This is a genomic window from Paenibacillus sp. FSL H7-0714, from assembly GCF_038003765.1.
In the GTDB taxonomy this organism is placed as follows: domain Bacteria; phylum Bacillota; class Bacilli; order Paenibacillales; family Paenibacillaceae; genus Paenibacillus_AQ.
Genome location: NZ_JBBOPT010000001.1, coordinates 6,618,902 through 6,641,031, shown reverse-complemented (window position 1 = coordinate 6,641,031; position 22,130 = coordinate 6,618,902). Strand labels below are relative to the sequence as shown.

The following is a 22,130-nucleotide window of genomic DNA, read 5'->3' as shown; positions in this document are numbered from 1 at the left end:
GTAAGCCCTTTAACCGAAATATAAGAATATACATAAAGACGTTAGTATGGTTTGAGAGGAGTCTATCACGGCATGAAAAGAAAAATTTCAATATGGACGGCAATTTTTCTAGCGGGAGAACTGGTACTTGGAGCAGGGTATCCTTCTATCGGAATTGGAATATCGGCAGTACATGCTGCAGCGGAATTTGGCATTAGTGTGTCGCCAGCACCTGGAGCAACCTTTGTAAATATCGGGTCATCTCTTAAATTAAGCTTTGATCGTCAAGTAAACCCACAGGCTGGAGAAATTACGATCACGGGTCAGGGTGATAGTACACCTTTTGTGACGATTCCTATTGGTAGTTATGGTTTAATTGGTAGTTCAAAAGATTATGAGCTTAAATTAGGGCCAAACCAACAATTCACTCCGAATAAGGCATACACGGTCACAATTCCCAAAGGATTGTTCAAAGATAACGAGGGTAATGAATCAGGACTTACTTCATGGGCATTTACCACCGCTCCTGAGAGTAATACGGCTATCACGGCAGGCAACTTTTCACCGGCTAGTAATGCAAGAGTAGATGCCGGGAGTTTAAAGGAACTTAGTCTGACACTAAATAAGCAGCTGTTAAAAGGTGGGGGCTCTATCCGAATCCTGTCCTCAGCAGATAATACAACAGTGCAAGAGTTCAGAATAAAGGATGATGACACTAGAGTTAACGTTCTGACTGATGCTAACTCTACTACAGTTAAATTAACGCTAGAGAAAGCATTGGCAGCCGGAGGGAATTACTATGTTCTTATTGATGCCTACGCTTTTAAGGATGTTGATAATCGAACGTTCTCTGGTATTTCTAGCGGCAATGTATGGAGTTTCTCTACAAAAGGTGTAGCTGAAATTCCGATGACTCCATCACCGGCTAATGGTACAGGTGGTGTATCTACCACAGGAGCGCTACAGCTTACTTTTGACCGTCCTATGATGCCTGCATCAGGTGTGATTACGGTGTCCCCAGGGGCTGTTAACGATGCTAGAACGAGATGGCTTAATGTGAACTCGCCAGCGGTTACTGGAGGAAGCAGCAGAACCATAACATTGAATCCGGCATTAGCAGCCTCACCTCTGCTAAATGGCACTCAATATACAGTTACCATCCCCCAAGGTGCTTTTTATGACCAAGATGGAAATATATTTCCTGCCTCGGGCGCTTACACTTGGACCTTCACAACGGTATCTTTGACTGGACTTGGCGTAAGTGCATTGAATCCATCTGATCGAAGTGAATCTATTGCTAACAACAGATCCTTTTCGATCGCTTTTAATCGGGATGTGAATTATAACGGTGCAGTGGCCAATGGTGTGGCTCTATATAAAAGCGGAGGATCTCAGGTGCCGGTTAACGTTACTCGGAGTACCACTACAGCTAAAGAATTTATAATCACACCTTCTGTAGCGTTAGATAGTGATTCAACTTATTACATTGATATCGCTAAAGGGGCTTTTGTAGACGCAAGTGATGCCAACGTTCTATATGAAGGATTAAGTGGTAAAAATTCATGGAGCTTCAAGACCTTGTCTCTGGACAAAACTGCTCCACAGCTCACATCTGCACAGCTTGAGAATAACCGAACGATTCGTCTGAAATATAATGAGTCGCTCAATTCATCCATAGCGTTGTTGACCTCAAGCTTTGGAGTTACGGTGAATGACGAGAATCGAGCGATTGAAAGCGTCTATATTCAGGGAGACAGCGCTTATCTGGTGCTGAGTACAGGAGTAGCTGTTGGGCAGATTGTAAAGGTCAGCTATAATGGCGGACTGCGGACCATTCAGGATCCAAGCGGAAATGCGGCGAGCACTTTTAGCTCTAAACAGATCACGAACTCCATCGAGTCCTCCATGCCGACACCTAAAGATGGGAGAATCACAGGGAGATCCGTAGTATTAAACTTTAACGATACACTAAAATCAGTTTCCTATTACGCTCATAACCAGTTCTCAGTGACTGCAGATGGAAGCTCACTTGGGGTCAACTCGATCAGTTCCAGTGGCAATACAGTAAATTTAACATTGGCTAGTGAAGCATCAAATGGACAGAATGTTCGGGTATCCTATTATGCAGGTTCTTATCCTTTGCAAAATTCTTATGGACAAAATATTGCGGACTTTACTGATTTCAATATCCGTAACAGTAACGATACGATTGCGCCAGTGTTTCAAAGTGCAACCGGAGGCGGCACTAAAATCATTTTAAATTATAATGAAGGCTTGTCTACAACCAATCTCCCACTGAATAGTCAATTCTCTGTTTTAGTGGGCAGCACGCCTAATTATGTAACTAATGTATCGGTCAGCGGCACTCAGGTTACTTTAACGCTTCAGAAAGCGCTGACGTTGAATCAGAATGTGACCATATCTTATGTGCCGGGTTCTGCCGGGGTGAGCGATTTGAATGGAAACCGAGCGGCGTATATTAACCTGCAGCCTGTATCCATTTCGGAGAATAGCGGCACCACTGTTCCGGAGATTAATTCAGCGGCCGTGTCGGGTGACGAGCTAACAGTTACTTTTGCAAAAAATATGCAGGCATCCGGTTCCCTCTTCACCAATCAGTTCGGAGTTAGAGCAGATAGCAGCAGCGTAGGAGTGCAATCCTACTATATCTCAGGCAATATTCTGAAGATAACATTATCCTCAGCTGTAAAAACCGGGCAAGCTGTCGACTTATCCTATATGTCTGGTAACGGTATGATTAAGGATTTGAGTGGGAATATACTATCCTCATTCTCAGCAATATCAGTTCAGAATCTAACCGGCGTGACCACCGGATCTGGAAGTCGTCCATCCTATCTGGGAACACTTGCAACGAGTGAGTTTGGAAAAGAGTATCTACTGTTAAAGAGCGACTCCTCACAAATTGTGGATGACCGTTCTTTATACAATCAATCCGTAAAAAGATATACTATAAACGCAGATCGAATAGCTGCAAGTTATGAATATCTGAATAAGATGAACAATGATATATTAGCTTTTGAGGTTCCTTCCACCGAGCAAGCAGCTTTTGTATCCGTTCCTCTAAAACCATTGCTCGATGCGGTAAATCGTAATAAAAATACTAAGTTTATGATTCGTCATGGAGATAACCTATTTAGCGTAGGGCTCAATGATATGGATATGAACGGGCTTGCGAGCAGCCTGAACTCGGACAGTAAAAATATTTCGCTCGTGCTTCGCTTGGATAAAGTTCCAGCAGGCACATTTACACCTTTTGAGCAAAAGCTGCAAACGTTGGGTATGCGAACCGTTACTAGTCTCACGGATGTACGTGTGACGGCGATCGTTAGCGGTAATTATTCGAATGCCAAGGCACTGGCTGTACCAGGAGAATACACCGTACGTACTACTTCTTCGTTAAATAGTGCGCAGACATCTGTAGTCAGATTAGATCCTTCTTATGACGATGCAGCTTATCTACCCACAAAAATCAGTACGGTAGGCAGCTATACGATTATTCGTGCTCGAACCACCGGTAATCAAGTGCTAGGGACCTTCTTGTCTCTCCGGACTTTCACGGATATGAGTAAGCACTGGAGTAATGCGATTGTAGCTGAGCTTGGCGCTAAGAGTATTATCGATAGCAGCTACGGCAATGCGTTTAATCCGGAGAAAAAAATTACCCGCTCTGAGTTTGCTGTTATGCTTAGTCGGGGTCTGGGTTTGCTTGGAGATCGTGAGACAGCACAACGCTTCCGAGATGTACGGCCTTTCACACAAACAGGAGACTATATTGGTGCAGCGGCTAAAGCTGGACTTATTACAGGGAACACGGATGGTACTTTCCGTCCGAATGATAATATAACACGCGAGCAGATGGCGATCATGATGATCCGTGCGATGGAATATACCAATCATCCTATTACACTAAGCGGTACTTCTGCCTCAACACTTGCAAGATTCAAGGATAAGGCAAAGATTCAGAATCAAAGTGCGGAGTTCGTCGCAAAGGCAGTGCAGTCAGGGATTATTTTGGGCATGACAGTAAGTGAATTTGGGCCCCAAGGCAATGCCACCCGTGCTCAAGCTGCCGTGATGTTACAACGGATGCTGAAACAGGCTGATTACTTGTAAACAACTCTTATAGATAACCAAACAATTGGTAAAGCCCGGCAATTATGCCGGGCTTTTTTTGTCGTCTAATTATGACAGTTTTGACTCTATAAAGCTTGAAATCTCTCAATTTCGCAACTTTTTGGCTTATTTTCAGTCTATTAAAAGAGTACTAGAAAAATAGGAACCAGTTTCCAGACATTGATATGGACTGATAGAGTACAAAAGAGATGGGAGAGTTACGTTGAAATGAATGAAGTTTTCATGGAGAAGAAGAGTAGCGAGGTTGTACGGGGAATAAGATTATCTTCCACTAAAAAGTGGATTGCTGCTTCATTGGCTGGTGTGTTATGGATTATGCCGGTAATCGGCAGTGAAGGTATGATGCTGTTTGGTCAGGGGTCTGCACCAATCGCAGCTGCAGCCACAGCTCCTTTTAAAGTAAGTAAGCTGGGAGAAGAAGTGATTACTTCGGGCGCCATTATGATGAAATATAAATATACTACTACACGTTCTGGGGCGAGTGCTTCTGGGCTTGCGGATGTCATTCGTGTAGATCTTAACAATCCATATGTTTCTTTAGATGTAATGACTGGTAAAGGTGGAAACCTGACTACGCGGCAAAGTACTGGCGGGATGGCCAAGGAAACTGGAGCCGTGGCCGCAGTAAATGGCGATTATTTTAATACAGGTGGAGAGGGTGCTCCGATCGGTGGACAAGTATCAGGTGGAGTACTGGTGTCTACCCCTTCACAATTGGATGGAATGTATGCCTTTGCAGTGACAAAAGATCGCAAACCTATTATTGACGAGTACAGCTTTGAAGGGATGGTAACCGCGCCAGATGGCGCACAGTTTGAGATCTCCGGTATCAATAAAGGCGCTTATAGCCCTGAAGGCGGCAGCTCGACTTATAGTCATGCTAATGCTATGTATATCTACACAGATGTATGGACTGCACTCGACCGCCCTAAAAATAGCTCTACCACTCCAACAGAGGTACTTGTTGAGAATGGTGTAGTTACTCAAATCTCAGAAAATGCTGCACTCCCTATGGCGGTTCCAAAGGGAGCTTATATTTTGCGGGCACATGGCTTAGCCGCACGATATGTTACTGCCCATTTGACGGTAGGACAACCTGTAACAAGTGTGTATTCCCTGAAATCTAAGACTACAAAGCAATCGCTAGATCCTGCGAGTCTACAAACAATGATTGGCGGACATACGATTCTAGTAAATAACGGAAAAGCAGCAACGTTCTCTCGTTCTACTAGCAGCATTGGAGGCTATCGTGCACGCACGGCTTTAGGATATTCTCAAGACGGACGTTATGTATATATCATAGCTACTGAGAAAAATGGCAATAGTTCAGGGATGTCTCTAACCGAATTGCAATCATTCATGACCAATATTGGAGTCTGGAAAGGTCTTAATCTCGATGGAGGCGGCTCTACAACGATGGTAGACCGGCCCCTCGGTGAAACCTCTACTACTCTCACTTTTAATACAGAGTATGGCACAGAGCAACGCAGTATCGTTAACGGGCTTGGTGTCTACACTAACGCACCGCAAGGTGAAGTCAAAGGAATCAAAATTAGCGGAAGTTCCGCACTGCTGGTTGGACAAAAGGCAACATATTCTTTAAAGGGTTATGACACTTACTACAACCCTATTGATGTAGCAGCAGGTAATCCTACATGGGTATCAAGCGGCGGAAGCGCAACGGTAAGTGCAGGTGAAGTAACGGCAGTGAAGCCAGGTACCGTTACCTTAACGGCTAAAAGCGGTTCTGCAAGCGCCTCTACAACTGTTACAGTTCTGGGTGGTAATGATCTATCCAGTATGAGTGTAGGTACAGCTACAGCGCCACTGACAGCCGGAACTACTGTGTCTGTCCCTGTTACAGCGGCAACGAAGAGTGGAACAACTATCATTGTTCCGGATTCAGCACTGAAGTGGGAGTTTGTAGGCTTTAAGGGAGCCGTGAAAGATGGCAAGCTTACTGTAAACGCCGTTGATGCAGGGGTTACTACAGGTTATGCTATTGCCCGTTATGATGGATTTAGTGCAGTGGTTGTATTATCAACAGCAGCAGCTACAACATGGGAAGATTTCGAGAAGGTAAGCTATCCAATCGACTTTACTACCAATGTTCCAGCGGTACAGGGTACTGCAACGATAGTGGATGGAACGGCTGAAAGAGTAGGCTCCAAGGTGCTTTCACTCAGTTATGATATGACGGCTGGCAGCGGCAAAATGTATGCTTATGCTCAGCTTAATGGTACAAGCGGCAAAACAGTTCCAGCGCTTGCAACTTCGATGTCGGTTGATGTGATGGGCGATATGAGCTTGAATTGGCTGCGTGCTGAATTTGTAGACAACAGTGGAGCTACAGCTTATGTGGATCTTGCGAAGATCATCGATTGGAATGGTTGGAAGAACATTAACATTGACTTGTCAGGCTCAGGCATTAAATTCCCAGCAACGCTGAAGAGACTCTATGTTGTCAACGTAGAGGAAGGCCAAGATGAACGGGCGAAGACGGGTACAGTTGCCGTTGATAATATCAAGTTTACAATGCCATCGCTTTCTAGTGATGCAGGCTTACCGAAAGGTACGGCTTCCATGAGCATTGGTTCAAAAGCAATGACCGTAAACGGAACAAAGAAAGCTATTGATGTAGCTCCAATTGTAAAAGACGGCAGTACTTATGTGCCAATTCGGTATGTCCTTGATGCTTTCGGAGGCAGCGCTACTTGGGATCAGGTGAATAAGAAGATCATGGTATTACGCGGAGCCAAGGCACTGGATCTTACCGTAAATAAAAAAGAATATCTGCTGAACGGCAAACGTCAAAGTGCTGAAGTAGCACCAATCATTTTACAAGGTAGGACTTTAGTACCGTTAAGACTAGTTTCTGAACAGCTAGGATTAACTGTAAAATGGGAACAGAAAACGAAGACCGTAACTATCGAATCGTGATATGTTAATATAAAGGAAAACCTTTAAAACGATTCGATAGAAAAGGGGCAAGCATCCGTGGAATTTCAAGCCGATGCGATTGATCGCGTCATTAAAAATACCATCGACGTGATGGAGAGCAGCAAGTATCAGATTTTTGAAATATTGCAGGTTGCGCGTGATGAACTTGCTGCACTCAACAAAGAACTGCAGCGGGTCATGGACGAAACGGATGAGACATTGAAAAAAGTAGACAAGCTGGAGCTGCAGTATCATCGCTCCAGAATCCGGCTGACAGAGGTCAGCCGGGACTTTGTCCGCTACTCGGAGAAGGATATCCGTATTGCCTATGAGAAGGCTACGGAGCTACAGCTCGAACTCATGATGACGCGTGAGCGAGAGGTCTATCTTCGATCAAGACGTGATGAATTACAAATGCGAGTGCGCAGTGTCGAAAATTCTGTAGAGCGCGCAGAGTCAATTGGTTCGCAAATGAGCGTAGTGCTCGAATATTTGTCGGGAGAACTAGGTCAGGTGACGAGAATTGTCGAATCTGCGAAGAACAGACAGATGATAGGACTCAAGATAATCCTGGCTCAAGAGGAAGAACGGAAGAGAATTGCCCGGGAAATTCATGATGGTCCTGCTCAAATGCTGGCGAATCTAGTCCTTAGGACGGAAATTGTAGAAAGAATGCTGGTAAAGCAGGAATTTGGGTTGGTGCAGGACGAAGTAATAGATTTGAAAGGACAGGTTCGATACAGCCTGGAAGAAATGCGTAAGGTCATCTTTAATTTACGACCGATGGCTCTCGATGATTTGGGATTAATTCCGACTTTGCGGAAATATGTGCATGATTTTGAGGAGAAGACGAAGCTGAGGACGACCTTGGAAACCAGAGGTCAGGAACATCGACTATCTTCAGCCATGGAGGCAGCGGTATACCGATTGGTCCAGGAAGCTTTGTCTAATGCAGCTAAACATGCCTACCCGAGTTTCGTATTGGTAGAGATTACTTACCAAGCGCAGTTAATTAAGATTGTGATTAAGGATAATGGGTTAGGTTTTAATGTGCAGAAATTAAAAAATCCGCAGGGCAATCGTGAAAGCTTCGGGCTAGTAGGTATGCGGGAACGTGTAGAGCTGCTTGAAGGCAGAATGGAAATCATATCAGCCGAGAATCAGGGGACAACAATCGTGATCCACATTCCGACGAACGTGGAGAAAGGGAAGGAGTAATGTGATGGAGAACTTAAACTCTACTAAAACGCCCATTAAAGTTCTTTTGGCGGATGATCATCAGCTTTTTCGTGAAGGGCTGAAACGTATTTTGAATATGGAGGAGGATATCGAAGTCATCGGTGAATGTGGTGACGGTATCCAGGTCTTAGAGTTCTGTAACGGAACTAAACCAGACATCGTACTGATGGATATTAATATGCCAATTGAGAATGGCGTGGAGGCCACTCAAAAACTGCGGGAAATGTTCCCGGAGGTTAAGGTAATTATTTTATCGATTCATGATGATGAGAGTTATGTTTTTGAAACCCTTCGTAAGGGTGCCAATGGTTATTTATTGAAGGATATGGAGGCTGAATCCCTTATTAATGCGATCCGTTCGGTCTGTGAGGGACACGCTTTTATTCATCCAAAGGTTACCGGAAAGCTAATCAATCAATTGCGGCGCATGACTTACCTTAATGAGACTGGAGTAGCTGCTGATACGGTAGTGAAGGAAGCCGGTGTTAAGTTTGTGGCCGGTGACAACAATCCTCTAACACGTCGTGAAGCGGAAGTTTTGCGCCTAATGGCGGAAGGTAAGAGTAACAAAATGATCGGTGAGTATTTGTTTATTAGTGAAAAAACGGTCAAAAACCATGTTAGCAGTATTTTGCAAAAAATGGAAGTTGATGATCGTACGCAAGCTGTAATTAACTCGATCAAATATGGTTGGGTAACCTTATAAGAATATTTACAGATTTACGGTACATATAGGAATGAATTCAAGGAGAGCACAGCTTGTTCCTTTAAAATATAAGAAAGTATAAGTTTCACTCCATACTTTATGTCTTATATTTCTCGCTTAAACGCTTACCGTCCTTGCAAGGACGCCGAAGGCGTTTATGCTTGATAGGAACTCTGGGCAGTCACCGACCTTTTAAAGCCGGCATATAGTGTTGGTATACAGAGGAGGTGCATCTCCATGGTAGCCCAGTTGATATGGATTGCGGCTGTTTATGTATCCGCTGCAGTGATTATTCATATGCTGCATAATAGGCAGAAGGTGCGGCAGACACCGCAGTCCGTGAAATGGATTCATTATATTTTGATTACTCGCAATCATGCATCTGTTGTGGAATGGTACATTCGGGCGCTGACATTTCAAGCTTTTTTAACCGGAAAACGATTTCGAGTAACGTTCATGGATGATGGCTCGAGCGATGGAACCCTTGGAATTGTCTCCAGGATGGCCGATAGTGGCTGCTCTATCGATCTTGCAACATCTATGTACACTTTTCAGGTGAGTGAAGAAGAGTTGGGGCAACAAGGGATTGTGGTAGACTTGCGGTTGTCAGTGCAGTCTGTTTCGTTGCCTTTTATGGGGATGGCAGGAAGTAGGGGATGCGAATCAAAGCGCGACAGATCTTAAGTGAATATGTGAGTAACGGGTGAAGCACACTCTCCAAGAAATGGAGGAGTGTGCTTTTTGCGTTAGAGGCTGGGAAAGTAGTGTGGGCAAGAGTGATTAATGGTGAGACTTAAGGAGGCCGATTTTATGCGAGCTGCTGTATATGCCTTGGAATGTAGGGGGATCTGGAGTGTTTGGATTTCTTTAGATCTTACAGTAGATAGATGGTGGTGGTCTGGCGCTGGGCTGGAGAGTCAAGGTAGAGGCTTAGTAACGGAGGACAAGCTGGTTTTATTATCTCCTGCGCTGCCGCTGGGGTGGACGGTGAAGCTGCGCGATCGGTTTAAACAAAGAGACGGGATGAGGAACTGGGGGGCTAAGGAGTGGGGGCAATACGTAAGCAGTGTTCTTGAGCCTGAGTTGAAGGAGGAACGGGAAAGGAAGGGTGGCTTAGTGATAGGGTATCGCTATGGCAGGCTTCTGAAATAAGTGGGCGATTTATAGAACAGTCTAGAAAGAACAATGAATGCAGAGGAAATGACCTCGATTATGCTTTGCTTGAATCGGAGGTAGAACAATTCGTACATGCGGTGGCCGGCCGCTCTTTACTGCAGCCGGGCTTGCGCGCTGCTGCTGCGTAGCGCAGCGCTTCCGGCCGTGCGGTGCACGGCCGCCCTTGACCCCACCGCGGCCGCAGGCCGGTGGGGGCTCAGCCCAGCGCAGGCGGGAGCCGCTGGCTCTGCGCTGGGTTTTCTGGCGGAGCGGCGCGAGCGCTCCGCCAAAACGCGCCCAGAGCGTTTCCTGCTCTGGGCGGTAACGGGAGCCGGGAAGACAGAAATGATCTTCCCGCTCCTAGTGGCCGTGCTCGCCGCCGGTGGGCGGGCGCTCGTAGCGACGCCGCGGCGCGACGTCGTACTCGAGCTCGCTCCGCGGCTCGCGAAGGCTTTCCCGGCGGAGATTCTCGCCGTGCTTTATGGCGGCAGCGCAGAACGCTGGGTGAGTGGTCGCTTAACGCTCGCGACCATATTATGGCATAGTTAATTTCTATTTATTGGAAAATTCCCCTTGCACCACAACCAAAATCTATATCTCTACTTTTACTCAAGGATAGACTATAATACAGGATGTGCCTGTTTTTAGTATAAAGTCTTGGATTATTCCGTCCATTCTAATAGCGGAGGTGTTCATGATAAAACACAAAGTACTAATTGTTGAAGATGAAATTCTAGTGAGGATGGGTTTGAAAAACTCCATTCAATGGAGTAAGTTCAACATGATTGTTGCAGCAGAAGCATCAAATGGGCAGGAAGCTTGGGATATCTTTCTGAAGGAAAAGCCGGATGTAGTCATTACTGATCTTCGTATGCCTATACTCGATGGTATGGCATTGATTAGCAAAATCCGCGAGATAGATAAAACATGCAAAATTATTATCTTAACCTGTGTTGAGGATTTTGAAAATTCGCACAAGGCCATAAAGTACAGTGTCACAGATTATATATTGAAGCTTAGCATGACATGGGATGAGATTGATGCCGTTCTTAGGAAAACGAAAGTAGAACTTGAAAAGACGAATCGGGAAGTTAGCCTGTACGAAGCTTCAGAAGATAACAAGGAGGAACTGAAGCAGTGTCTGATTAAGAGTTTTATCGATATAGATGCAAGCGAACAGGACAATTTGTCAAATCAGGTTTCGGTACTGGAATGGAAGGTCAAGCCCTACAATCTCGTTGTAGGTATCATGCATATCGATACTGACCGAAATTCTACACAAAGCACTAGTAAGGAGCATAAACAAATTAAAAGTCTTGCTATTACGAATATGCTTACCGAAAATTTTGAAAGAATACCTGGCTCGGAGGTTATTTATGAAAGCGATTACCGATATGTGATCATTTTCAACGCTGATAGCCTTCATACAGACATTGCCTGTGATAATCAATGGCAGCATGGTATAAAACCGATATTGGATCATACTGAAAGTGTCATGATGATGTACCTGAACGCCTCAGTTGTCTTTGGTTTTAGTTCTTTGGGAACAGGCTTCAGCTCATTGAAGAAGCTTTACCATGAAGCATCTGCCGCATTGCAAGAAAGTTACTTTTTCAATAGGGAAAATAAAATGTTCTACGCAGATGGATTTAACAGTAGCAGCCCGGAGGATATCTGCAACCGCATTATAGATGCAATGAAAAATAATGAAAGAATAAACGAATTATTTGCTTCAGGAATGGATGAGATCGAGAGGAAAGTCTCATGCTTTTTAAACGAATGCACAATTGATTCAGAAAATATTCGCATGTTATTTTATAAATTGATCAATTGGCCAGCAGAGATTTTCAAACTTACGAATGAAATGCTTGAAGTATCTATGTATTCCTGTATGAATGAAATATTTAAATGTGATGTAATGGAAGACATGATCGAAGCCTATATACGATATCTAATTGAATTAGCGGATATAAAATCCGAAAAAATGATTTACAGCAGAGAGGTCAGTGGCATCGTTAATTATATCAACACGAATTACATGAAAGATATTTCATTAGGTGAGGCGGCTCAAAAAGTAAATAAGAGTCCGGGTTATATTAGTGGTTTGTTCAAAAAGGAAATGGATATGAGCTTTACTGAGTATCTTATATGGGTAAGAATCAATAAAGCAAAGGAACTGCTTGCCTCGACTTACCTGAAATTATACCAGATATCTGAAAATGTCGGATTCACAGATTATAGTTATTTTAGCCGCGCTTTCAAAAAACAGACGGGCACTAGGCCGCAATATTATCGTGATCAATGGGGAACTTTACAAATTGGTGATGAAAATGGGTAAATTCATTAGAAACTTATTACAACGCCAAACCCTGTTTAAGGAATTTGTAATTGCTTTCACTATAGTAAGTATGATCATGACGATTTTAGGTTACTTGTTATATTACAATACAACTTTTAAAATACTTCAAAACCGTCAGGAAATAGAGACTATTCAGCAGTTTAAGCAGCTGGATAGGAATTTCATTAATTTTTTCGATAGTATTAATAAAGTATCTGTCATTTTATTGGATAACCTTTCAAAACGTTATAATTCCGAATATGAGGATGGAATAAGTCAACTGATGAAAATAAATGATTATTCGGATGACAATGCAATTAGTCTTCTCAATAACATGGGCAATGATTTTAGTCAGCTTATGGAGGAGAATAGTTTGATCGATTCCATATTTATCTATACAGGCAAGGGTGGTGTTATTGGCAGAAGAGCCACTTTTTCCAAAAGCCAGATAAGAGGGGAAATGGATGAATACGTTTACAAGTCAGGCTTGTATGAGAATATTGTAGAAAATTATCCAAAACTTCAATGGTTTGGAGGAAACAATATTCAAAATATAGGAGGATTCGATGATCATGGGAGCAGCGATAATGATGCCAGCTTGATTACAGCGGCTAGAAGCTTCAAAAGTATCTATTCAGACAATTCCAATGGGTCTAACGGAGTTCTTCTGATTAATATCAATGAAAGCGAATTGACGGATTATTATAAATATGCATTTGATTATGACAAATCAAATGCATATATTGTCGATACGTCAGGTAAGATTATTTCAGGAGTTGACAATTCGCTTCTGGGTACAAAAAGTACGGAATTTAATGAAATCGATTTGAAGAAAGATTATGGAAGCTTCGTGCAGAAAGATGGTAAAGACAAAAAAAACATATTTTATTATAAAGTCAAATATACGGGATGGATATTGTTTTATGAAGTTCCTTTATCCATGTATAGAAAAGATATAAATATACTAAACAAGATATTGGTACTTATCTTTGTCATTAATTTGATTCTGATCTTAGCCATTTCTTTATTGATCATGAAACGTATAACGATACCGCTTAATTCATTAACATCTGCAATGCGGAAAATCGGAAATGGCAGTCTGGGACTTATGATTAATAACTCTTACAATAATGAATTTGGTCTCCTGGCCAAGAGATTCAATCAGATGTCGCTTGATATAGAGAATTTGATGAAAGAAAAGGAGGAAATCGAAAAGAAAAAACGAGAACAGGAGATAGCTGCGTTACAGGCGCAAATCAACCCGCACTTCATTCTAAACACGATAAATACAATCAAATGGATGGCTGTTTTGGCCAACACTTCAAATATCGCTGAAAGTATGTCGGTGTTTGGTGATCTCTTGAAGCCTTTGTTAAAAATGAAATCGGATTTCAATACGGTAAAAGAAGAAATTGAATATCTGAAGAATTATGTGAAAATTCTTAATTACCGTTATGGAAATATAATCAAGCTCAATGTTGAACTTCCGGATGAATTGTTTGAATATAAACTGCCTCGCTTTATATTGCAGCCAATCATTGAAAATGCAGTTCAGCATGGGATGGATAGCACGAATCAGCCGTTTATGATCTCAATTACAGCCGCTGCCGAAGATGAAAACATCCAAATAAAGGTTTGCAATAATGGAAAAGAAATCAGCAAGGAAAAGTTGGATGAAATAAGACTGTCATTACGCCATCCTATAGACAGCGAGAATAACGCTTCGAGCCGAATAGGCCTTAGCAACATTGAGAAACGGCTTAATATCTATTATGGACATGGCTACGGCTTAGCAATTGATAGTAATGAAGAGCGCAATACAGTTGTAACCATAATAGTACCCATGCAAGGATAGAAGATTAGACAGAATATGCTCATATTCCATGATAAAAGTATAGGTGTCCAGAAATGTGAGAATAGTCCATGCAAGTCTATACTTTGTGGCCTTCGGGTCTACAAAGTTTTTTTTATTATGGTAAGAAAACGTATAACTGTCCATTGAGCGAGAGTAATAGTATTTCGTATAATTCAATCAACCCATTGAAATGAAAGCGTTTGCCAGTTCTCGAAGAACAGAAGGAAGTAGATCAACTCAAAAGGATGGAGATTATGGAAATTAGATTAAAATCTAATAGAAAAAGAAAACCGATGGGCAGAGCCCCCTTTTTACTGTCATTGCCGTTTGTAGCATTCTTTATTGTCTTTTCTTATATACCGTTATTTGGTTGGGTCTATGCATTTTTTGACTATAGGCCAGGAGTTCCTCTTTTAAAAACACCTTTTGTTGGACTCAAGTATTTCTTGGAGATTTTCAGGGAATGGAGTCAGACCGGTATTGTAATTAGGAATACATTGGTATTGAGTTTTTTTGGTATCTTGTTATCACCTTTAGCGGTAGTGTTCGCGATATTGTTAAATGAAGTTAAGAGCAAACGATTCAAAAGTTTCATCCAAACAACGACAACACTACCCAATTTTATAAGTTGGATCATTGTCTATGGTCTTATGTATTCCATTTTTTCAATGGATGGCATGGTTAACACTGTCTTTATGAAGCTTGGTCTGATCGACCAACCACAGAACATCTTTGGTAATGCAGACATTGCATGGTATTTCCAAATTGCGTTAGGTCTATGGAAGGGTCTTGGATGGAGTGCGATTATTTACCTTGCTGCCATTGCAGGGATCGATCAAGAGCAGTACGATGCTGCTAAGGTTGACGGAGCAGGACGTTGGAGATGTATGTGGAATGTAACGCTCCCGGGAGTAATAACGACATACCTTGTGCTGCTACTGCTCGGAATAAGCAATATTCTGTCAAATGGATTTGAGCAGTATTATGTATTTAATAATCCGCTTGTTTCAGAAAAATTGATGGTTCTAGATCTGTATGTATATAACATGGGCATTGTATACGGTCAATATTCTTACTCGATCGCGATTGGGATTTGGAAGACAATCGTAGGTATAGCCATGCTGTTAACAGCCAATCAAATTTCTAAAAAATTACGAGGTGATTCTATTATATAGCCTGGTGTTTACTGAAAAGTAACTATTAATTGATTGGAGTAATGAGAATGAAACATAAACTAACATTGAATGATATCATTTTTAATATAGCCAATTATGCTTACTTCGCATTGTTTGCTTTAATGTGTATCTATCCATTTTATTACGTATTCATTTATTCGGTCAGTATTCCGGGCGAAGCATTAGGCGGAGTGACTTTATTGCCGCTTGGATTTACTCTTGCAAACTATGAGATGCTATTAAAGTTGCAGAATATACCTAACGCGTTTTTAGTGTCGGCTGGGAGAACAGTTATAGGTACGATCATCACGATCATATGCAGTTCCTTTTTTGCTTACCTGGTCACGATTCCCTATATGTGGTACCGGAAATTTATTTACCGCTTTGCAATATTCACGATGTACTTCAATGCCGGTATCATTCCGTGGTATTTAACGATGAAGGAAATTGGCCTGAAAGATAACTTCCTAGTTTATATCATCCCGTCTGCGGTTTCTGTTTTCTTCGTCATCCTAATAAAAACCTATATAGAACAATTGCCGGGGTCACTCTCCGAATCCGCGATGATTGATGGAGCAGGCGTTATCAGGATCTTTGCCCAGATTATTTTCCCGCTGTCAAAGCCAATTGTAGCGACCATTGCTGTATTCTCGGCGGTAGCACAGTGGGGCTCATGGTTTGATAATCTGTTGCTCGTTTCCGATCATAAACTCCAAACCTTGCAACTCATCTTATACCAGTATCTTAATTCCAGTCAGATATTAGCAAATATGTCGGCCCTTGATCTGGCAAGAGGCGCTGCCGTGAACGCGGTAACGCCGCAGTCCATTCAGGTAACGATAACGATGTTAACTACTTTGCCAATTATCCTAGTATATCCTTTCCTCCAGCGTTACTTTGTTAAGGGAATCATGATAGGTGCAGTAAAAGGCTAGAGTTGTTAGTGAATGTTGGGGGTGTAAGATGGAACTTGCATCTCATGACATATACCTTGAAAGCGCAGCTAAGTGCTTTCGGGAACGTTTTTCTCGAAAAAAGGGAGGCATTACAATGAAGAAGTTGAAATACTCAGCAATTGTTGCGGTTGTTCTTTCGGCAGCTCTATCCATTACAGCATGCAGCAGCGCAAACAACTCACCCACTTCAACAGATGGTTCCAGTAACAATTCACCAAAAGTAAACAATTCATCCACCGCGGCTCCACTTCCAGATATTACGCTTACACTTCGCGGGTCAGATTCACCTGTTCCAGGTGTTCAGAACAATGAAATCATGAATGAAATTGCCAAAGAACTTGGTATTAAAATCGACTATTCAACAAGAGATGCAACCAAGGACAAAGTGGTGCTTGCCGGTGGCGATCTGCCCGATATCATGCAGATAGATAATGTTGATCTGCCAACGTATATTAAAGGCGATCACATTATTCCGCTTGACGACCTTCTAACGGAGTATGGACAAGATATTGCAAAAAATGTACCCAAAATGGTCTCATTCAGCAAACAGCATCTTAGTGCGGATACCGGTAAGCTGTATGGGTTAACTACAAATATCGAAGTAAATAAGACTTCGTCGAGTCCAGTGTATAATTATGACATTGGGCCAACTCTCCGCTGGGATTATTACAAAGAATTAGGTTATCCCGAGATTACCAATGATGACCAATTACTGGATATATTAAAACAGATGCAGCAGAAATATCCGAAGACAGCTGACGGCAAGCCGGTTTACGGTATATCTGGGTGGACTGACTGGGGTCTATGGCCCTACTATGTATCCTATGCCTTCTCACATGGCTATATGGATGGCGTTGCGGATGCTTATCTCATCGATGCGAAGGGCAACCTTCAGTCAAACTTCACGGCAGAGGGCGGCATTTTCAAGGATGCAATGCAGTTTATGAACAAAGCGTATAATATGGGTCTCGTAGACCCGGAAATGTTCACACAGAAGAATACAGATTTTGTCGCAAAGGTAAAAAACCTTCAGATACTATCTGTCCAGAGCACCTGGTGGAATGGTGATGCCCAGAAGGCAATGCTTGCTCAAGGTATTAAGGAAGGCGGTTATTATCAAATTCCGGGTTTAACTCCATCAGTTTGGGAAGGCTATGGTTCTCCAATTCTCGGTGGTCTTAGCACTCGCAGCTTTGTTATTTCGAAAAACAGCAAGAATCCTAAAAGAGCGATGCAGTTTCTTAACTTCCTCTACTCGTATAAGGGCAGCCACCTCCTCAATAACGGTATTGAGGGGAAACATTGGGATTTAGAAAACGGCAAGCCTGAGTTTAAGGATGCAACATTAGAGGCAATGAAGACGGATTCGACGTTCAGAGAGACGTCAGGCATTGGTTTGTATGCAAATATGATAGGGCTGTTAGGCAACGACGACAGTGGTAACCCATTAACACTGGGTTCAACGGATAAGGCAATGAAGTTTAATGTGTCAGATGCCGATAAAGACTTTAACGCGCACTATGGAGTTGATTATCCGGGTCAAGCATTCATTAAAGCTCAGGAAGCAGGAAAGGCAAAGGTTGAGAAATTCGATACAACATGGCGGGACCTTATGCCTGAACAACCTAGTGATATCAAAATGATTGAAGGTAAAATATCGAATTACGAATTGCCATGGGTAGCCAAACTCATTCTGAGCAAGTCGGATGCCGAGTTTGAGAAGATGTGGACCAAAGGTGTAGAGGATATGAAAGCAATGGGATATGACGAATTAATGAAATGGACAATTGAAAACAATGCCAGTGCCGTTCAACAGGTCTCCGAAATAAATTAAAAATGTAATAAAATAGCAACAACAAACAATGTTTAAATAACGGATGGTTTCTTCGGAAAAGTCGAATTGTTCTCGATTTTTCGGTGATGAAACCATCCGTTACTTTATAAAGAGCAATTCCAGTTTGACACAGTGCCTTCCAATTACTGTGGAGATTGAGGTGTAGGATGATAGTCGGGAGCTGTGATGCTAAATGTATATTTGAAAGACTGTCAGGTGTCTATACAGAACCAGTCAGAGATGTCAATAAAGCCATCACCATACCGGACTGTTCGATTATAGGCAACGGGAAATAGCAGTAGATGTTGGAAGGAAGGGAGTTTGATGGTACTAAGCCTTGTACCATCTGCCTCCGCGAATGCCGAGAGGCTATATAATTGTAAGGCAGGAGGTATAAATATGAACAATACAAGTAGAATCAACGGAAAGTTCCACCATTCCGTGCGTATCCTGGCGCGGGAGAATGCGCCGGAAACGTATTCATCCGAGCCCACATTAGTGGAGCAGGCTAAGCAAGAGGCTGCCAGAAACGGTATGCGCCTGTGGTACTAACAGCCGGTCAAAGATTGGCAAACTGAGGGCCTTGTTCGGCAACGGATTCTTTGGTTCCGTGCTCTTTGGTGGCGTGATCAAGGATCGGATCCACCTCAATGATAAGACCCTCTAAACCGGCGGCCTGGAAACGTCGGGAAACTACAATGGCGGCAACCGGAGCACGCCGATGTCGATGGATACTGTCAAAAAAAATCAAGATGAGCTGGAAAGCCAATCATACAACAATGGCGGAGGCAATGTCAGCGATATGTTCGGCGACCTTAAGGGCATGGGAAGTTATCAGGACTTTGCTGACCTCTGGGTTGACTTCGCTCCCGCCGGACATACGGAAGCCGCGGCCAGAAACTATGTCCGCGACCTAGACCTCAACACTGGTATCGCTTCGGTTTCCTACCAGAACGACGACGATACCTTCCGGCGTGAGTATTTTGCCAGCTACCCCGAGAAGAATTTCTTACAAGTGAATTAAATCCATTAATAGTAGCGATAGAAGAATTAGACAGAAACGATAATTAATAATAACTCTTATGAAATAGGCGAACGTATCGGTAACGGGGGGGGGGATATAAGTATAACCACAAGTTGATAGATAAAGAATTTGCAATTAAGATTTTGAACCCAGCCTTTGTTCCAGAAGATGAAAAAGGAGAGTATAATAAGCGATTTTTTAGAGAGGGAAACATTCATTTTGATGTTAATCAGGCTCAATCTAAAAATTAGTGGTTGACGAATTTAAGTGAGCATAGAGCGAGGATGAAAATGGAAAAACATCTGCAAATCCTGTATCGTTGTAAGTCCTACCAAACAACAAAAGGAAATGACAGATGCCACTCCAGTATATCAACGAACTGCTCGAATTACCAGAGCTACAACTTCATAAGATCGTCTCCATGGATGCCCAGGAAGTTCACCTAGAGGCATCGCCAGTGGCCTACAAACAACCTTGTCCCATCTGCCATTCCGAACAAGAGGTGAAGCGTGACGGCCGCAACGCGACGGTTGCGGCTGCCGTAAGGAAGCTGGAGCTCGAAGGTCAACAGCGGGTTCGATTCATCGAAGAGAAGCAAATATTGCGCACCAACGTGCTTAATCGGTGGATAAGTCGTTCGATTCCAATGGCGGAGTTAAAGCAACGCTCGGAGATGGCTGACATTCCACTCCATCACCGAGCGTATGTCATCGTGACCGGCAGCATTCTAAGAAGCGATCAGGTAGGAGACAGCTTTCCACCCGATGTCCGTAACGAGATTGTATCCGAAGTAAGTGAAGTGGTTAGTACAGATGCTTCGGATTTGCTCTCTACGTACACAACGAGATTTTGTCGATTTCGACGGCGATATCGTGATTTTGTTCTCGAATCACGGCGGCAACTTGAACAGGGAAGTTTTGTATAGGGAACTGGAGAGCCTCTATGAGAGCGTCAGGGAGCGATGGCGAATCGATATGCTGTTCTCCATAGGCGCGACCGTTGGCAGTTAACTTGAGGTGCCCGCGAGCTATCGGCAGGCTAAAGAAATACAGATTCAGAGAGTGATTAACAGTGACCGGTTTATCGTCGACGGGGAACATGCTGGTATGCGGGCGTCCAGTATCGAATTTCTGCTGGGACTACAGACGCTGATGTCGCTGCTCGCCAAGAAAGACCGTCAGGCAATGGATTGACGACTCGTTCGATGGATTGAAGGAGCATATACGCGCTTCTCTTGCGGATGTGCAGGACGGCGCGCTGGAAATTATGCTTCAAGTCGCCAAGCAAACAGGGCGTAACAACTTTATGGAAAGTTTCGCCCAGTTGTTCCGTTTAAGGAGCATAGACCAGATCAAACAATATGTTCAGCAATTTGCAAGCGAGGCGCTTGACGCCGTTTCCGCGGCGGAAGAGAGCCGAAGTCCGGTCATTAGCAAAATCGTACAGGATATCCATACCCGTTACGAATCGGAGCTGTCGCTTAAGACGCTCGGTCATATCTACAACGTCCATCCCGTCTATTTGGGCCAATTGTTCAAGAAGGAGATGGGCGTCGGATTCACGGATTACCTCAACGGCTATCGCATCCAAATCGCCAAGGCTGTTTACGAAATTCCGCCAACCGAATTCCGTTCCGCCCATAGAGGGGTACCGAAAGGGTAGGGAGGGTAGCATGAACCCGAAATCCAAAGATCGCCGGTTGCATTGTGGGCAGCCGGCGTTTTTTTGTACGATGGCACAATCGACGAACGTGTTGTACGAAGATAAGATGTATAGAGTGCGGGTTCGGGTTCGGGTGGGGCAGAGCGGCAGAGGTAACGTCGAGAAGTTTGTGTAGTAGGTTTATCCATCGGGGACGATGGATGGTAAGGTTAGTATTATTTCGCTGGAGGGCGTAGTCCCCAGCGAAGGCACTGGAGATCGTTATCATTCGGTCTATTCCTTCTCCGGATAGCGTTCCTCAAATAGCTCTCTCTGTTTCTTCTTCACAGCAAGTTTCTCCAAAGCAACATATGACACGGTTCTCGAAGCGTTCATTGTAGTCAATCTTCTCCAGATATATGATCTTCTCAGCAGCATCCATGTTGGTTAGACTATCCATCGGCTTGAGTCTTTGCCTTTTTTGTGTTGAGCGATCTTGTTCATGAAGTAGACGCCCCAATTCGATTCGCTCATGACGAACGGCGCCGGGTCGAAGAGGCTGAAATATGATGGATCGGTGAGCCACTTCTCCGAGAACTGCTTTTAGTTCCACGCTCGAGGATCGCCAAGCAGGTCGGTTCCCGCTTTCTTTTGTTCCCAATAAGCCGGAATCACTTCTTTATATTTCATGACGGGAATGCTGTAGATGAGCTTATCAAGCGTCTTCTCTTCTGCGAATTTAAAGCCCGTTATATATTCGAATTGGTTCTGCTTCAGATGCGGCAGCATGTCGTTGAACGCCTTCGGGTCTTGTTCTCTCAAATAATCGCCCAGACAGAACACTTGTCTCGGCCTCGGCTCGACGAATGCCGAATAGGACAGCCCGATCAAAACGTTATCCGTCTTGATGCCGTGATCTTCCATCATAAGAAGCAGTGTATAGGCATCACAGGCCATATAGAGGGTGCTGACAAGTGAACATCGCTTGCAGCTTGTCCTCTCCTTCGACGGACGTTGCCTGATCCGTCAAATAACGGCCCAAGGAATGGTCGGGACTTTCATTCGTGCCCAAGCGTCCGAATTGCCGATCAGAATGGCGTAATCGGTTAGTTTGTTTTTTTTTGGCCATTTCC

At 43.5% G+C, this 22,130-nt stretch carries 19 protein-coding genes and 2 pseudogenes; 18 read left to right on the top strand and 3 right to left on the bottom strand.

Features of this window, described 5'->3' with window-relative positions; genetic code table 11:
* Window positions 1-72: 72 nt before the first annotated feature.
* The 18 genes and pseudogenes from NST34_RS29955 to NST34_RS29870 all read left to right on the top strand — a co-directional run bounded on the left by NST34_RS29955 (window position 73) and on the right by NST34_RS29870 (window position 21,018).
* Entirely contained in the window at window positions 73-4,113 is a 4,041-nt protein-coding gene (locus NST34_RS29955) for an Ig-like domain-containing protein (protein ID WP_341129347.1), read from the top strand.
* Window positions 4,114-4,356: 243 nt separating this feature from the next.
* The gene (locus NST34_RS29950) at window positions 4,357-7,074 is read left to right on the top strand and encodes a stalk domain-containing protein (protein WP_341129346.1); all 2,718 of its coding nucleotides are present in this window, start codon (window positions 4,357-4,359) and stop codon (window positions 7,072-7,074) included.
* 57 nt (window positions 7,075-7,131) lie between these two features.
* Window positions 7,132-8,292 carry a sensor histidine kinase gene (locus NST34_RS29945; protein ID WP_042131343.1) on the top strand — a complete coding sequence of 387 codons (1,161 nt, stop codon included), beginning with the start codon at window positions 7,132-7,134 and terminating at the stop codon, window positions 8,290-8,292.
* A gap of 4 nt (window positions 8,293-8,296) precedes the next feature.
* Window positions 8,297-9,019 carry a response regulator gene (locus NST34_RS29940; RefSeq protein ID WP_042131342.1) on the top strand — a complete coding sequence of 241 codons (723 nt, stop codon included), beginning with the start codon at window positions 8,297-8,299 and terminating at the stop codon, window positions 9,017-9,019.
* 237 nt (window positions 9,020-9,256) lie between these two features.
* Entirely contained in the window at window positions 9,257-9,703 is a 447-nt protein-coding gene (locus NST34_RS29935; RefSeq protein ID WP_341129345.1) for a glycosyltransferase family A protein, read from the top strand.
* Between the two features lie 126 nt (window positions 9,704-9,829).
* Entirely contained in the window at window positions 9,830-10,171 is a 342-nt protein-coding gene (locus NST34_RS29930; RefSeq protein ID WP_341129344.1) for a hypothetical protein, read from the top strand.
* Between the two features lie 123 nt (window positions 10,172-10,294).
* Window positions 10,295-10,705 (top strand): annotated as a pseudogene (locus tag NST34_RS29925) (DEAD/DEAH box helicase family protein); the annotation flags it as partial.
* Window positions 10,706-10,868: 163 nt separating this feature from the next.
* On the top strand, window positions 10,869-12,512 hold the full coding sequence (locus NST34_RS29920) for a response regulator transcription factor (protein WP_341129343.1): 1,644 nt from the start codon (window positions 10,869-10,871) through the stop codon (window positions 12,510-12,512).
* Entirely contained in the window at window positions 12,469-14,367 is a 1,899-nt protein-coding gene (locus NST34_RS29915; protein ID WP_341129342.1) for a sensor histidine kinase, read from the top strand. Before NST34_RS29920 ends, NST34_RS29915 begins: the two co-directional genes overlap by 44 nt.
* Before the next feature lie 254 nt (window positions 14,368-14,621).
* A complete protein-coding gene (locus tag NST34_RS29910) occupies window positions 14,622-15,542 on the top strand; it encodes an ABC transporter permease (RefSeq protein ID WP_341129341.1) in 921 nt (306 codons plus the stop codon).
* Between the two features lie 47 nt (window positions 15,543-15,589).
* Entirely contained in the window at window positions 15,590-16,477 is an 888-nt protein-coding gene (locus tag NST34_RS29905; RefSeq protein ID WP_341129340.1) for a carbohydrate ABC transporter permease, read from the top strand.
* Window positions 16,478-16,592: 115 nt separating this feature from the next.
* Complete coding sequence (locus tag NST34_RS29900; RefSeq protein WP_341129339.1) at window positions 16,593-18,332, top strand: extracellular solute-binding protein; 1,740 nt, start codon at window positions 16,593-16,595, stop codon at window positions 18,330-18,332.
* A 399-nt stretch (window positions 18,333-18,731) separates the two neighbouring features.
* Window positions 18,732-18,884, top strand: a complete 153-nt coding sequence (locus NST34_RS29895) for a hypothetical protein (protein WP_341129338.1) — start codon at window positions 18,732-18,734, stop codon at window positions 18,882-18,884.
* A gap of 124 nt (window positions 18,885-19,008) precedes the next feature.
* Window positions 19,009-19,356, top strand: a complete 348-nt coding sequence (locus NST34_RS29890) for a glycoside hydrolase N-terminal domain-containing protein (protein WP_341129612.1) — start codon at window positions 19,009-19,011, stop codon at window positions 19,354-19,356.
* 113 nt (window positions 19,357-19,469) lie between these two features.
* Complete coding sequence (locus NST34_RS29885; protein WP_341129337.1) at window positions 19,470-19,607, top strand: hypothetical protein; 138 nt, start codon at window positions 19,470-19,472, stop codon at window positions 19,605-19,607.
* 104 nt (window positions 19,608-19,711) lie between these two features.
* Complete coding sequence (locus NST34_RS29880) at window positions 19,712-20,281, top strand: hypothetical protein (RefSeq protein WP_341129336.1); 570 nt, start codon at window positions 19,712-19,714, stop codon at window positions 20,279-20,281.
* Between the two features lie 91 nt (window positions 20,282-20,372).
* Window positions 20,373-20,549 (top strand): hypothetical protein, encoded by a 177-nt coding sequence (locus NST34_RS29875; RefSeq protein ID WP_341129335.1) that lies wholly within the window; start codon window positions 20,373-20,375, stop codon window positions 20,547-20,549.
* A gap of 16 nt (window positions 20,550-20,565) precedes the next feature.
* A complete protein-coding gene (locus NST34_RS29870; RefSeq protein ID WP_341129334.1) occupies window positions 20,566-21,018 on the top strand; it encodes a hypothetical protein in 453 nt (150 codons plus the stop codon).
* 273 nt (window positions 21,019-21,291) lie between these two features.
* On the opposite strand, the pseudogene NST34_RS32210 reads toward NST34_RS29870, so the two are convergent.
* The 3 genes and pseudogenes from NST34_RS32210 to NST34_RS29855 all read right to left on the bottom strand — a co-directional run.
* Window positions 21,292-21,475: pseudogene (locus NST34_RS32210) on the bottom strand (IS256 family transposase); the annotation flags it as partial.
* Between the two features lie 125 nt (window positions 21,476-21,600).
* Window positions 21,601-21,954, bottom strand: a complete 354-nt coding sequence (locus NST34_RS29860; RefSeq protein WP_341129332.1) for a hypothetical protein — start codon at window positions 21,952-21,954, stop codon at window positions 21,601-21,603.
* Window positions 21,944-22,126, bottom strand: coding sequence for a hypothetical protein (locus tag NST34_RS29855; RefSeq protein ID WP_341129331.1), 183 nt, complete (start codon window positions 22,124-22,126; stop codon window positions 21,944-21,946). The genes NST34_RS29860 and NST34_RS29855 overlap by 11 nt, the downstream gene beginning before the upstream one ends.
* Window positions 22,127-22,130: the final 4 nt, after the last annotated feature.